The sequence below is a fragment of the Fimbriimonadia bacterium genome, from assembly GCA_039961735.1.
GTDB lineage: Bacteria > Armatimonadota > Fimbriimonadia > Fimbriimonadales > JABRVX01 > JABRVX01.
In genome coordinates, this window is sequence record JABRVX010000064.1 from 17,973 (window position 1) to 31,001 (window position 13,029).

10 protein-coding genes and 1 tRNA gene are annotated in these 13,029 nt (G+C 63.2%); 8 read left to right on the forward strand and 3 right to left on the reverse strand.

What is annotated here, in order from left to right; genetic code table 11:
• The first annotated feature begins 3 nt into the window (after positions 1–3).
• Complete coding sequence (rsmA, locus tag HRF45_13140; protein MEP0767467.1) at positions 4–831, forward strand: ribosomal RNA small subunit methyltransferase A; 828 nt, start codon at positions 4–6, stop codon at positions 829–831.
• Here the strand turns inward: rsmA and HRF45_13145 are convergent.
• Both HRF45_13145 and HRF45_13150 read right to left on the reverse strand, forming a co-directional pair.
• Positions 821–1,177 carry a hypothetical protein gene (locus HRF45_13145; protein MEP0767468.1) on the reverse strand — a complete coding sequence of 119 codons (357 nt, stop codon included), beginning with the start codon at positions 1,175–1,177 and terminating at the stop codon, positions 821–823. The genes rsmA and HRF45_13145 overlap by 11 nt on opposite strands.
• Positions 1,174–2,121 (reverse strand): alpha/beta fold hydrolase, encoded by a 948-nt coding sequence (locus HRF45_13150; GenBank protein ID MEP0767469.1) that lies wholly within the window; start codon positions 2,119–2,121, stop codon positions 1,174–1,176. The genes HRF45_13145 and HRF45_13150 overlap by 4 nt, the downstream gene beginning before the upstream one ends.
• A gap of 104 nt (positions 2,122–2,225) precedes the next feature.
• On the opposite strand from HRF45_13150, the gene HRF45_13155 reads away from it, so the two are divergent.
• A tRNA-Trp gene (locus HRF45_13155) sits at positions 2,226–2,301 on the forward strand.
• Positions 2,302–2,585: 284 nt separating this feature from the next.
• Here HRF45_13155 and HRF45_13160 read toward each other — a convergent pair.
• On the reverse strand, positions 2,586–3,608 hold the full coding sequence (locus tag HRF45_13160; GenBank protein MEP0767470.1) for a zinc-binding dehydrogenase: 1,023 nt from the start codon (positions 3,606–3,608) through the stop codon (positions 2,586–2,588).
• A gap of 360 nt (positions 3,609–3,968) precedes the next feature.
• On the opposite strand from HRF45_13160, the gene HRF45_13165 reads away from it, so the two are divergent.
• Genes HRF45_13165 through HRF45_13190 form a run of 6 tightly spaced genes read left to right on the forward strand, consistent with a single transcriptional unit; the run spans position 3,969 to position 13,029 of the window.
• A complete protein-coding gene (locus tag HRF45_13165; GenBank protein ID MEP0767471.1) occupies positions 3,969–4,205 on the forward strand; it encodes a hypothetical protein in 237 nt (78 codons plus the stop codon).
• Between the two features lie 60 nt (positions 4,206–4,265).
• Positions 4,266–5,636 carry an HD domain-containing protein gene (locus HRF45_13170; GenBank protein ID MEP0767472.1) on the forward strand — a complete coding sequence of 457 codons (1,371 nt, stop codon included), beginning with the start codon at positions 4,266–4,268 and terminating at the stop codon, positions 5,634–5,636.
• 12 nt (positions 5,637–5,648) lie between these two features.
• Entirely contained in the window at positions 5,649–8,858 is a 3,210-nt protein-coding gene (locus HRF45_13175; GenBank protein MEP0767473.1) for an exodeoxyribonuclease V subunit gamma, read from the forward strand.
• A complete protein-coding gene (locus tag HRF45_13180) occupies positions 8,851–11,379 on the forward strand; it encodes a UvrD-helicase domain-containing protein (GenBank protein ID MEP0767474.1) in 2,529 nt (842 codons plus the stop codon). The genes HRF45_13175 and HRF45_13180 overlap by 8 nt, the downstream gene beginning before the upstream one ends.
• Positions 11,372–12,289: a hypothetical protein gene (locus tag HRF45_13185; protein ID MEP0767475.1), complete on the forward strand. Its 918-nt coding sequence runs from the start codon at positions 11,372–11,374 to the stop codon at positions 12,287–12,289. The genes HRF45_13180 and HRF45_13185 overlap by 8 nt, the downstream gene beginning before the upstream one ends.
• Positions 12,286–13,029 carry a sugar isomerase domain-containing protein gene (locus HRF45_13190; protein MEP0767476.1) on the forward strand — a complete coding sequence of 248 codons (744 nt, stop codon included), beginning with the start codon at positions 12,286–12,288 and terminating at the stop codon, positions 13,027–13,029. Before HRF45_13185 ends, HRF45_13190 begins: the two co-directional genes overlap by 4 nt.

The following is a 13,029-nucleotide window of genomic DNA, read 5'->3' on the forward strand; positions in this document are numbered from 1 at the left end:
GATGTGAGTCGAACCTCGCCTACCGGAATCCGCTCCCAACTTGCCGAGCTCGGTATTCGTCCGCGTAAGGCTTGGGGGCAACACTTCCTTTGTGATCGCAACGCGCTGCGCCGCATCGTGGACGCCGCAGAGCTGTTTGAGGGCCAGGCCGTGCTCGAGATTGGCCCCGGGTTAGGCGCTCTTACCGAGGAACTACTTGCCCGGGGGCACTCGGTGCTTGCCGTCGAGCGAGATCCCCATCTCGTGGACAGCCTGCGCGCCTGGGCGGTCCCTCGGCTCGAGATCGTGCATGCGGACTTTCTCCGGTATGACCTGGAAGAAGCCCTTGCAAAGGGCGTCTCAGCAGTGGTCAGCAACCTGCCCTACTGCATCACCACTCCGGTTCTGGAGCGGCTGCTGCCCGCGAAGCCCATCCGACGCATGGTGCTGACCGTGCAGAAGGAGGTTGCCGATCGGCTGACGGCCGTTCACGGCACCCGCGATTACGGCGCTCTCACCGTGTTCGCACAGCACCACGCGAATGTCCGGAAGCACTTTACGCTGTCGCCCGGCTGTTTCTACCCACCTCCTGAGGTCGAAAGCGCCGTGGTGCGCATGGACCGGCGCGATTCGTGGATGTCGGAAGTGGAGGAGCGTTGCCTGCGCGACGTGGTCCGAGCCGCCTTCGGGGGGCGCAGAAAGACCCTGAGGAATGCCCTTCAGACGCTCATGAGCCGCGAGCAAGCGGAAGCGCTGCTAGCCGAAGTGGGTGTGGACCCACAGAGAAGAGCTGAGACACTCTCGGTGCAGACGTTCGAGGAACTCGCTAGGCGGTTGGCGGCTACCAGTTGAGCAGGAACTCACCTACGGTGGCAGCGAGGTAGCTGGCCAGCACGATGACACCTAGGCAGGCCCACGGATTCGCGCCCAGCAGCCAGCACAGCGGCAAGTAGAAAGGCACGGCAAGGATCAGGCTGCAGGTTCCGATTACGGTGGCCTGCACCCAGCGCGCGTGAAGCGTCTGTGGGTAGAAGAGGGCAGTCAGAAGTTCCCGTTGCCGCTCGGGGATGCGGCTGATCCCCTCGAGTACGCGGTCACGATATGCCGCGTTCCTACGTTTCCGGCCGTCGAAGTAGGTCCAGCCCAGGCTCTGCAGAAATGTCAGAGCGAACGCAAGCAGAAGTGGGTCCAGTTTCACGGTTTTCCATTGAGATGATCGGCAAACCAAGCCAAGAGTTCCCTGCGCACAAGATCTGGCGGGGCGAAGTGCCCGCCGGAATACCAGACGACCTTCTTGGGCTCCTTGGCTGCCGCATGTAGGGCCTTGTTGGCCTCGACAGGCACGATGTTGTCCAGGTCGCCGTTGATCATCAGCACGGGGCGCGGCGAGATGCGACCGACCCAGTGAACTGGGTCCAGCGGGTCCAGTGCGGTGACTACGGGCGCACGCACAGTCTTGTCCTTTAGGTTCTTATCCCCGGCCAACGACAGCAGCGACTTCTCCAGGAGTACGTTCCAGTCGCCTCCTCCCACGATCAGCACGACGGCGGCGATGCGGTCATCTACCCCTGCCGTGATGGAACCGAGGATAGCCCCCATGCTAACTCCTGCGTATCCGATCCGCTTCGTGTCAATCTCGTCTCGTGTCTGCAGAAAGTCGAGTCCCCGCCGAAGGTCAACAACCGTCTGGGCAAGGGCGTCCCGTCCGGAATACGGATACAGTAGCAGCGCTTGGCCGCCCGGCCCTTTCGGTCGCTCACCGTGGAACTTGGCGTCAATCGCGAAGCACGCGTAGCCGGCTTTCGTAAGCTCTACCCAAAACGGCTTCATGCCATCCTTCGAACCGCCCAGTCCGTGCATCAGCACCACGCAAGGCAGCGGCGATTTCGCTTCGGCAGGCACCGCCAGCAGGGCAGGCACACGCTCGCCATGAGTGCTCGAGTAGGTCACGGAAAGCAACCTCACTCCGTCCTCCAGACTCTTTTCCTTCACCTCGGCATCGAGAGGGAGGGCACGATCGTAGGCAAGAAGCGCTTCCCCGACCGCCTGAGACAATACCGGCGCAGGGCTTTGGGCGGTGCACGACGCGAGCGCAAGGGGAGCGAACAGTGATAGGGCAAGAAGTCTAGCGTATCGGACCACGCTTTGCCTCCGGGAGAGCTTTTGGCTTCTCATTCGTGAGGCCAGTATACGCGAACCGGCGCCGATAATCCTATTCGGCGTCTAGGTATAATCGGACGCCGCGCAGGGGTATAGCTCAGTTGGTAGAGCGGCGGTCTCCAAAACCGTAGGTCGCGGGTTCGAATCCTGCTACCCCTGCCATTCTCTTTTCACCCCTCTCGAAACACCCGAAGACTGCTGGATCGGACCCATCTCGACGCCAAGCACGTACCGCTGCGGGTTGGCCATCGGGCAAGGTGCGGAAAAACGCTACGGCACAGGAAACTCGCACATAGCGGCGGGGAGTGGATGCGGGCTCCGCAGCAGGGCGCAGTGGGGCAGCGGTCAAGGGACCGCGAATGGGATTCCTCCTACTCCTCCCTCCCTTTCGCCGCATGCCCCGGTACCCTCACCGGGGCTTTTTCTTTGCCGAAGCGGCGCGGCTGTTACGGAATCTCCAATACCACCTTGCCGAAGACTGCGCGGTCCTCGAGCTTCTTGTGCGCTGCACGGGCCTCCGACAGCGGCAGCACGCTGTCCACGACGGGTTTCAGCTTGCCCGCGGCAAACAGCTCGGCCACCCTGTGCGACTCGCGCAGACTCCCGAGCATGGAGCCCAGTACGTTGAGTTCCCTCGAGTAGAGCACGCGAATGTCGAAACCGCTGTCCGGTCCCGTCGTCGCCCCACACGTGACCAGTCGTCCGCCTGGGCGCATCATTCGGACGCTCTCCGGGAAGGTCGCCTCGCCTACGTGTTCGACTACTACGTCCGGTCCCATGCCCTTGGTGAACGAGCGCACCTGCTTGCCCCAGTCCGGTTGCGTGTAGTTGACGCCGAAGTCCGCGCCGAGTTCGCGGGCGCGAGCCAGCTTCTGGTCACTTCCGGCGATCGCGACTACCGTCGCCCCGGCAAGCTTTGCGATCTGAATGGCAGCGATTCCGACCCCGCTTCCTGCTGCCAGCACTGCGACCGTCTCGCCTGCCTGCAGCTTTGCGCGCTCCAACAGCATGTGGTGCGCAGTCAGAAACACCAGAGGAATGGACGCTGCTTCCACCCAGCTCAAACGTTCCGGCTTTCGCACCAGGTTTATCGAGTCGACTGCCAGGTACTGCGCGTACCCGCCAGGAACGTGCGCCCCGAGGATGCCGAAGTTCCTGCAAATGTTATCGCGCCCGCTGATGCACATCTCGCACCGCCGACAGCTTAGCACTGGGTGCAGTATCACGGGGTCGCCCGCCTTGAACTCCCCGCAGTCCTCGGCCATCTCACCAGCGATGTCCGAGCCCAAGATGTGCGGGAGCGGCGTACGATAGGCGGGGACACCGTTCCTTACCCACAGATCGAGGTGGTTGAGCGCGCACGCTCGCACCCTTACCAACGCCTGGCCAGGGCTGGGAGTCGGCTCAGGAACATCTTCGAGAACGAGGTTGTCCACCGAACCAAACTGATGGATTCTTACCACCTTCATTGGCCCACCTCCAATAGCTTTGCCGTCTCGCATTGCTCCGCGCGTAGGAGCGCCGGTTTGCGGTCGCTCGCTTCGCATGACCGTACGAATGCATGACGGCCTCTTTCCGCCCGGTGGAATGAGCCTACTGGACGAGATCGTTCAGCACCGGCGACCGCGTCCTCCAGTCACCAACCGGCTCACTGCCGACACGCACTGCCAACGCCACCGCTGCAGAGCCCCGATCACCGCTCGGGGCTCTGCCCGCTTTCGCACGCGGGCCCACAAACCCTGCGCCAGACGCATGCCTGACAAGGAGTATTCGCCCCGACGTCGTACCTTCCTGTTCCATACGAACCACTACTCTACTGGGGTGACGGAATGTCTAGGGTTACTCTCATTATCGGCCTCACCAGCCGAGTCGAGTTGGACTGCCCTGTGAACTCTCGCGAGGAGGCGGAACAGGTGCTCGCGTCGCTCAAGGGGAGCGATCTGGTCAAAGTCCCACATCTCACCTACGCAAAGCTGCAGGGAGAGAGCGAGCTGGGATCGAAGGGCGTCACGTATGTGAATCCCGATGCCATCGCCTATAGCCAGATCCTGGGTGCTGAGGAGTAGTTAGATGGTTGGGCGTTGACTGGGTGCGAGCAACGCACCAACGGCTGCTACAATCTGGGAATGAGCACCGCGCTGGATGAAGCGATCGCAAAACTCCGTGATGCCACCAGCGGAACGGAGTACGAAAACTCGCTCTTCCTGGTAGGCGGCTACGTCCGCGACAAGCGACTCGGCATTCCCCCTGCCGACGATCTGGATTTGGTGTTGGAGGGCAACGCCTGCACCCTTGCGTCCTTTTTGTTCCATAGGAGTGTCAGCTCGCATGCCCCCGTGCTTTACCCGCGCTTCGGCACCGCGCGAGTCCAAGTGGCGGGAGTGCCGGTGGAGATCGTCGGTGCCAGACGCGAGACCTATGACCCGTTCAGCCGAAAGCCGCACGTGGTGCAGACGGATCTGGCCACCGACGCGCTGCGCCGTGACTTCACCGTGAACACCCTCCTGGAAAACTTGCACACCGGGGAGATGTTCGACCCGTTAGGGCGCGGGATGGAAGACCTATCGCAGAGAATCCTCCGCACCCCCCTCGAGCCGCAACGGACGTTTCGCGATGACCCGCTGCGAATGCTCCGCGCGGTTCGACTCGCCTGTAAACTCGGATTCGCCATTGCAGAGGACTGCGAGGAGGCGATACGAGTCGAGGCGGATCGCCTGCGAATCGTCAGCGGCGAGCGCATTCGCGACGAGCTCACGAAGATGCTGCTGCACGCATCTGCCGGTACCGCTCTTCGGCGACTGGAGAGGCTTGGGTTGCTTGCAGCTTTCGCTCCAGAACTTCAGGCTATGGTCGGATGCGAGCAGAACGGGGTGCATATCTGCGACGTGTGGGAGCATACCGTACTCGCAGTAGAAGGGCTTCCCCCCGATGCATCGCTGCCGCTGCGCCTAGCAACCGTATTGCACGACGTAGGGAAGCCTCTCACGAAGTCGGTGGACGAAGATGGCAGGATTCGATTCTATGACCACCAAGTGGCGGGGCTCGCGCCGGCGAAGGCCTTCCTACGAAGACTCAAGTTCCCGAACCACGTGACCGCCGATACACTGAATCTCGTTCGGCTGCATATGCGCCCGGGAGGTTATTCGCCGCAATGGACGGACGGGGCTGTGCGCCGCCTATTGCGCGATGCAGGTCCGCTCTTCGATGACCTGCTCATCCTGTGTCGCGCCGATGCCGCTGCGCGAAGGGTGGACCTAGCCCCCCCGGACCTCGACGGTCTCGAGGAGCGTGCTCGCAAGGTGGCGACCGACTTTCACGCAGACGACGCGAAAAGCCCGCTGTCCGGGCGCGAGATTATGGACGCGCTCGGCATTCAACCGGGCGACGAGGTGGGACGACTCAAGAACGAGCTTACGGAGGCGGTGCTGGACGGACGGCTCGCGAAGGGAGATAAGGAAGGCGCCCTGCGCATGCTCCGGGCCATGCGAGAAGGTTAGCCCTCGCGCAGCGTGCTCCGTACCGGCTACATTGGCACCGATACCTTGAACCCGTTCTACCCACGCCCGACATTAGTCGTCGCCGCCGGTCTCCCCGGCTCTGGCAAGACGCGATACTGTCTGCAGCGCTTCCTCGATCGACCCGAGGACGTCGTACTGGTGCTGCCGGGCCGGGGGCACGTCGAGTCGGCCAAGTCCTTGCTACGCGGCGCGCCAGAGTTTGGCGAAACGCATGAGTTTCACCTCGACTCCGTGCAAGATTGGTCGCGTTTCATCGGAACAGTGGTTGACCTCTCGCGGGGCAAGCCGTTCTTACCGGCCTCGCGTTCCACTCGATTGGCAGTGGCGGCAACGGTTGCCGGCGAAGCGCGCAGCGGCTACTTCGGGAACGTCGTGGAGACCTTGGGCTTCCAGGAACGCCTCGCGGACATTATCGAGGAACTGACTTCATCGGGCCTGACGCCAGGAGAACTTCGGGAGGCGGGTGAGCGCGGGGAGGTCACCGACAAACGATTCCCGGAAAAGTGTCATGCGTTAGCAGGGCTGTGGGAGCGGTACGACGCTCTGTTGGCAGAGATGGGCATGCGAGGACCGGCCGCGGCGGCTGTGGCCGCGTGTGACGTGATCCTTCGCGCGGGGGGGCTGTCGTTTCCCGAGGTGTGGCTGGACGGTTTCGGCTTGTTGTCGCAGGTGCAAGTGGAGCTGTTGTGCGCATTGGCGGAGCGCTCCCGCGTGGGCATTACTCTCACGTGGGTGCCGGGGTCCGAGGAGTTGTTTGCCGGTGCCAGTGCGTTGCTGCGGCGGCTGGAGGACCGCTTCGAAGTGGTGCGCGTGGACATCGAGGCGGACCCCGACGTTCGCCGAAGCCGGACCATGCAAACGTTGAGAGACACGCTCTTTCTGGAACGGTCGGAAGTTGAAGGCTGGGACGAAGAGGTGCTGTTCGTGAGTTGTCCGAACCGCCTCGCCGAGGTGGAGGCTGCGGCGCGGTTCACACTGCGGCTACTGCGCGAGAAGCCGCTGGGCTTATCGGACATTCAGGTGGTGGTGCGCGACATGGAAGCGTACTGGCCCATGCTCGAGGCAGTGTGGCCGCGGTTCGGGCTGACACCGTCGCGCGCTGTGGAGCGCCCAATTGCGAACAACCCGTTCGTGCGTTTTTTGTTCTCCGTGCTGACGCTGTTTGCACGCGGGTGGCAGCGGGAGGACGTGCTGTCGCACCTGGAGAGCAGCTATGCGTTCCGACGTGAGGATGGTCGGCGGCTACGTCGTGCGTTGGGCGGCTTGCGGGGGGCGGGTGTGTCAACCTGGCTGCTGCGTGCCAAGGAACTGCAGGACGAGGGGGTGGAGTGTGCGGGGCAACTCGTAGAGCTGGCCGAATGGTCCCGCCGATTCGAGGGGGCGGCGTCGCCCGCTGACTTCGCCGCGCTCACCCGAAACTTGGCAACGGAGATGGGCTGGGTCGGTCTCGCAGCGGAGGCGGACGACGCGCGGGCGAACGAAGACTTCTTGGCTACAGCGGCAGCATACCGAGTTGCGGAAGCTCTAGGTGTCGTGTCGAAAGTGCGAGGCGACGACAGGACGCGGCTCAGCCGCTTTCTCCCAAAGTGGATCGGCATGTGTCGGCTCATCCCGTATCGCGTACCCACGAAGCCCGGCATTCGTGTTCTGGAAGGCCCGGAAGAGAACACGCATCCGCCGCGAGTGGGACTGCTCCTCGGCGTGCTAGAAGGAGTGTTTCCACGGCGCCTGTCGGAGGATGCATTCCTGACTGACGAGGAGCGGCTGGAGCTTCGGCGAATCACCGGCTGCCAGCTGCCGACGGGATATGAGCGCGCGATGGACGAGCGTCGCCGCTTCTACCTAGCGGCGACGCAACCTACCGAGACGCTGTACGTGTTCTTTCCTAGGGCTGAGGAGGAGAGTGAGGCCTTGCCCAGCCTCTACCTGGACGAGGTGCGAAGCTGCTTCCCGGCTGGAGCGGTTCGGGACGTGCTGGTAGCCTGTGGTAAGCCCCTGGAAACGGACGGTGAATCTCAGTTAGCCCCATCGAGCGAGCTCTGTTTCCTGGAAGAGGATAAGCTGTTGCGTGCGGCTGCATGCTTCGACAGGCTCAGCATGACGGATAAGTTTGGGCCGGGGTTTGGGCCGGATGGGCGCAGCATGACGGACCCCAATGCCACATCCTCATCGGATGCACCGTTCGACGAATGGTCTATACTGCCGCGGTTCCCCCGCATCCAACTCACCGAAGCTGCGATGCTCGCAGGTAGGCGACCGGGACCAATACCCATAACCGAGCTAGAGACCCTAAACCGCTGTGCCTTCCAGCACTGGGCTCGCTATCGAGCAGGCCTTCGAGGTGCTGCAGGCGCGCTCTCTAGGGCGGACACCGGGTCATTCCTTCATGAGATCCTGCGGGACGCCATGCGAGGCGCGAACGATGCCGACCTGCTCGATAGGCTCACCTCGGAACTGCAGAATCGCCTCGAAACGATTCGTTTGGATGTGCCGGATTGGGAAGTGCACGCACTGCATGCTATGGCGTTACGATTGCTCACGAGCCTGGCCGAGCGTGAGGTCGCCTATCGGCAAGCCGTGACAGCGCGCCCTGAGTTCCTCGAGTGGCGATTCGGCGAGCCGGAGATAGATGAGACCGCGAACCGTCAGCGGGACCCCCGTTCTACCTCGAAGCCGCTCCGCGTGCATGCAGCGGATGGTCGGCACGTAGACCTGGCAGGGAGCGTAGACCGTATTGACGTAGACCCCGACGGGCGTTCCATGCTGATACTCGACTACAAGCTTGGCTCGGACGCCACGCGTCGAATGCAGCGTATCGAAAACGCCGAGTCACTGCAACTGCCCCTATACGCCCTCGCAGCGCGCGAACTCCTAGGTGCCCGCGCTGTGAGCATGGGCTTCGATGCATTGGGCGGCGGCGAGCGGATGGTGCAGACCTCACCTTCGCAGCGAGATGTTTGGCGGCCCGAGGTCAAAGCCCCAGGGTATGCACATCGGTCATGGCCTGAAAGCCAGTGGGAGAAAACCCTGCTTACGGTACGAGAGAAGGTGCTGAAGCTGGTGGCGCGCTTGGAGCAGGCCTATGTGAAGCCCACGCCCTCCAGCGATCACTGCCCCACGTGCCCGTTCGGCGATTTGTGTCGGACGACGGAAGGTCGTTTTCACGATGGCGAGCCCTACCCGGAGGAGGCCAGTGACTAGACACGTCGTACTCACCGAACCGCAATCGCTCGCCGTTACGAGACCGAGAGGACTGGTCTGCGTAGAGGCGGGTGCGGGCACGGGCAAAACTGCGGTGATCGTGGAGCGTTACCTTCACCTACTTCAGGTGCGTGGGTTGCATCCGTCTGCCATTCTGGCCATCACATACACGCGCAAGGCCGCTCAGGAGATGAAGCGACGGATTCTGAAGCGCCTGGGCGAAGTCGGGCTTGGCGCCATGCGCCGCGAGGTCGAGGCCGGCTACATTCACACCATCCACGGATTCTGCGAGCGGCTCCTTCGAGAGAACCCCTTCGACGCAGGCATTGACCCTCGATTCAGTGTGCTGGCCTCAACGGACGCTGCACGGGAGGTGGAGCGTGCCTTTCGCGCCGCCTGCACTTCCTCTCTGAGCAAGACCGATCCGCTCGGGGACCTGTTACAAGCGGGTAGCACGCTGCAGGGTTGGCGCGATGCAGGAGAGCCGTTCGAAGTGTTGCGCCGTGAAGTGCGTCACTTGCTCGACCGCATTCGCTCCTACGGACTGACGCGCGAAGAGGTCGATCAGTGGATACAGGACCTGGAGGCGACTGCGGGTAACGCAGCAGGGATTGTCTGCCAACTGATGGCCGAGGTGCCATTAGCCCGCGCGCGCGAGGCATTGCAGAAGGCGGAGGGTGACCAGCTCCGGCAACTCATCGAGTTGCTTCCCGACTCGCTCGCGGCTGTGGATGCACGACAGGCACTCGCTCACTTCGTCCAGCAGGTACTGGCTGTGCGGCCTCGGCAGGTACCACCTGAGGATGTGGCGCTGTGCAATGAGCTTCTGGGTATTGCAGGGGCGCTCGGCAAGTCGCTGGCCGACATAACACCCGAGCGCGAGGAGGTTGCAGCCCGACGCTCTGCTGCGATGCTTCGCCTGGCGTTGTCGACATGGACGATGTATGAGGAAGGCAAGACACGTGCCGCGGCGCTGGATTTCTCGGACCTCGAGTTGCTGTCCGTCCGACTCTTGGAGACCTGCGAGCCGTTGCGGGAGCGATGTCGCTTGCGCTTCCGGCAGATACTCGTGGACGAGTTCCAGGACGTGAATCCGCTACAGGCGCGATTGATCCGGTGCCTAGCAGAAGTGGAGAACGTGTGCTTCGTGGGAGACCCCCGACAGGCGATCTTCGGGTTCCGGCACGGGGATGTGCGGCAATTCTCCGACTGGGCGGCGGAAACGCAGCGATTGGTCCCAGACGCAGCGTATATTCCCCTGACGGACAGCTTCCGCTCACGTCCAGGGATTCTGCGTTTCGTGTCGGAGGCGATGCGGCGCGGATGTGGCAAGGACTTCGGCCTCCTGCGCGCCCAACGCTCCAGCGACGAAAGCGCAGCCGGCGAGGTAGAGATATGGACCGGCGGACGGGACGAACTGCGGGATGCGGACGTGGTAGCCAGAGGCGTTCGACGACTGTTGGCTTCGGGCGCACTAGTGGGGGACGGGGCGGACCGCAGGCCGGTGCAGGCGGGCGATATCGCAGTGCTGTTCCGAGTAACGACGCCGATAGCCGCCTACAGGGATGCGCTGATGCGGGTGGGAGTGCCGGCAGTGATCATCCGTGCGGGGCGGTGGTACTGGGTGCAGCATGAGGTGCGCGACGTGCGGAACGGCCTGGCAGCCTTGGCGAACCCCCACGACGACTTTGCGCTGGCGTGCCTGCTGCGGTCGCCGATGGTGGGCCTCTCTCTGGACGCCTTGACCCTGCTGTGCGCTGACAGGAAAGGCTCATCCGTGTTCGAGCGGCTAACCGATGGGTCCGTGGAACTGCCTGCCGAGGATAGGGCGAAGGTAGAGGAGATGCTCGGTTGGTTCCAGCCCATCGGTCGCTTCGTGGACCGTCGTGAGGTTGGCGCCGTGATGGAGGAGATGCTGACTCGCACGCAGTATCGGCCGAAACTCCTCTGTCGAGCCGACGGCGCACGGCAATTGGCAAACGTGCGAAAGTTGCAGAGCCTGGCCTTCGCAGTGGGCGACGAGAGCATAGCGTCGTTCGTACGGCGGCTGGACAGGATGAAGCGCATCTCCGACCGGGAGGGCGATGCTCCTATCCACGACGAGGGCGCCGACGCGGTCGGTCTGATGACCATTCACGGCGCCAAAGGGCTAGAGTTTCCGGTAGTAATCGTTGCGGACGCAGGCAACCTGCCCGGGGCCCAGACCGCTCGTGTTTTCGTGGAGCCTGCCGAGCGGCTGCTCGCAGTGAACATGGACGACGAACCGAGCACTATGTTCCGCGAGATGGAGCGTAGGCAACGCATGCGTGAACAGGAAGAGGAGTGGCGTCTGCTGTATGTTGCCATGACCCGGGCTAAGGACAAGCTGGTGCTGAGCCTGGGACGACCGCGAGGAAGGAGCAGCAACAGGCTGGACTTGCGCCGCGCTTTGGGGCTGAACGTGCAGGCGCCGAATCCTGGGATTCGATCACTCCGAGAGGGGGCCGAATTCGTTGTAAGGGACATGTCCGCCGATGAGTGAGGAGCAGTTCGCCGGACTGGTGGGGGGAGGGTCGGTCACCGAGTGTGTGTTGTGCAACGCGCAAGGCGAGGTGGTGGGTGTTGGGTGCGCTGGGCCGTGCAACACCAACTTCGTGCGCGAGTCGGAAGCGAGGGCCGCGATTCGCGAGGCAGTTTCGCAGGCATTCGCGAACGTCGGTAGATGCGTCGCTGCAGGCGTGGCGGTGGCCGGTGGGTTCTCCGAGGAGACGCCGGGATTGGAGGCGGCAGGGGCGGGTCTGTCGGAGCGATGCGGTCGCGTGGTCCGCTACGCCGAGCACCAGGCTGCCTTGGCAGCGTGTGGAGTGTATGAAGACGAGGGTGTGGCGGTGGTGGCGGGCACTGGCAGCAGTGCCGTTGCCTACAGAAATGGCCGTCATGCGAGTGCCGGTGGATGGGGCTCCTTGCTGGGGGACGAGGGTAGCGGTTGGGACATCGCTGTGAAGGCGCTACGCGCAGCCACGCGCTCGCACGATGGCGCCGGTCCGAAGAGCGAGCCGCTGGAACGAGCAGTGAAGGAGCACTTCGGCGCAGACTGCCTGTGGGACTTGGTTCGGGTGGTGTATCGCGATGGGGTGCCTAGGGCGCGGATTGCGGCGCTGTGTAAACGGCTGGCGGTCGAGCAAGACGACCCGGTGGTCGCAGGGTTGTTCTCCCGTGCGGCAGCCGACCTCGCGGCAGTTGCAGTGGCGGCTGCAGCCAAACTGTATGACAGAAGCGATCCAGTTACGTTCGCGCTGAGCGGCGGAGTGTGGAAGGCAGGCGACCCACTCTGCGAAACATTTCGAGAGATGGTGCGGGTGAGGTATGGAGGCGCGCGGTTTGTCTCTGAGCAACGCTCGCCCGCACATGGGTTGGCGATACGGACGATGACAGACTGGAGAAAGCGGTGAGCGCACTGGATACCTACTTCGACACGGTGATGCAGCGTGTCGAGTCGTTGCGTGTTACCTCTGCCGAGGCGATCCGGGAGGTAGCAGATGCGTGCGTACGCTCACTGCTTGCCGGGGGCGCGATTCACGTGTACGACACGGGTCACCTGGTCTCCCGCGAGATGATCAACCGGGCGGGTGGATTGGCGGCGTTCGTTCCGCTTAGCTTCGCACTCACTGTGGATAACCCGCATCCGTCGCGAGATAGCGAGGTGGACCTACGAGGCGACAAGCCTGCGACCACGGACTTGGTGCGAGCTGCCTTGGCACAGAGCAACCTGCGAGCCGGGGACGTGTTGGTCCTCGGCTCCGTGTCGGGTGTGTCCCCCACAGTGGTGGAACTGGCACTCCAGGCCAACGAGATGCAGGTGGTGACCGTAGCCCTCACGTCTTTCGAGTACAGCGATAGATTGGAGTCGAGGCACCCGAGTGGCAAACGGCTGCGCGAGGTGACCACGTGGGCGATAGACAACGGTGCACCCTTCGGCGATGCCATGCTGACAGTGGAGGGGCTCCGGCACCCTTGCTGTCCGTTTTCGGGGCTCGGTGCGGTGTTGTGCCTGTGGGCGTTAGTGGCCGAAGTCTGCGAACGACTGGGAGAAAAGGGAAGCGCTCCTACGGTGTACCCGAGCATCAATCTGCCGGACGGTCCCGCACTGTACGCGGAGGAAAGGAAGCGAGTTACAGAGCGTGGGTTCTAG

Bases quoted from the DNA above. Each gene is read 5' to 3' on its own strand.
- HRF45_13170 (MEP0767472.1), top strand. From the start codon at position 4,266: ATGAGCACCGCGCTGGATGAAGCGATCGCAAAACTCCGTGATGCCACC.
- HRF45_13160 (MEP0767470.1), bottom strand. From the start codon at position 3,608: ATGAAGGTGGTAAGAATCCATCAGTTTGGTTCGGTGGACAACCTCGTT.
- HRF45_13185 (MEP0767475.1), top strand. From the start codon at position 11,372: ATGAGTGAGGAGCAGTTCGCCGGACTGGTGGGGGGAGGGTCGGTCACC.
- HRF45_13165 (MEP0767471.1), top strand. From the start codon at position 3,969: ATGTCTAGGGTTACTCTCATTATCGGCCTCACCAGCCGAGTCGAGTTG.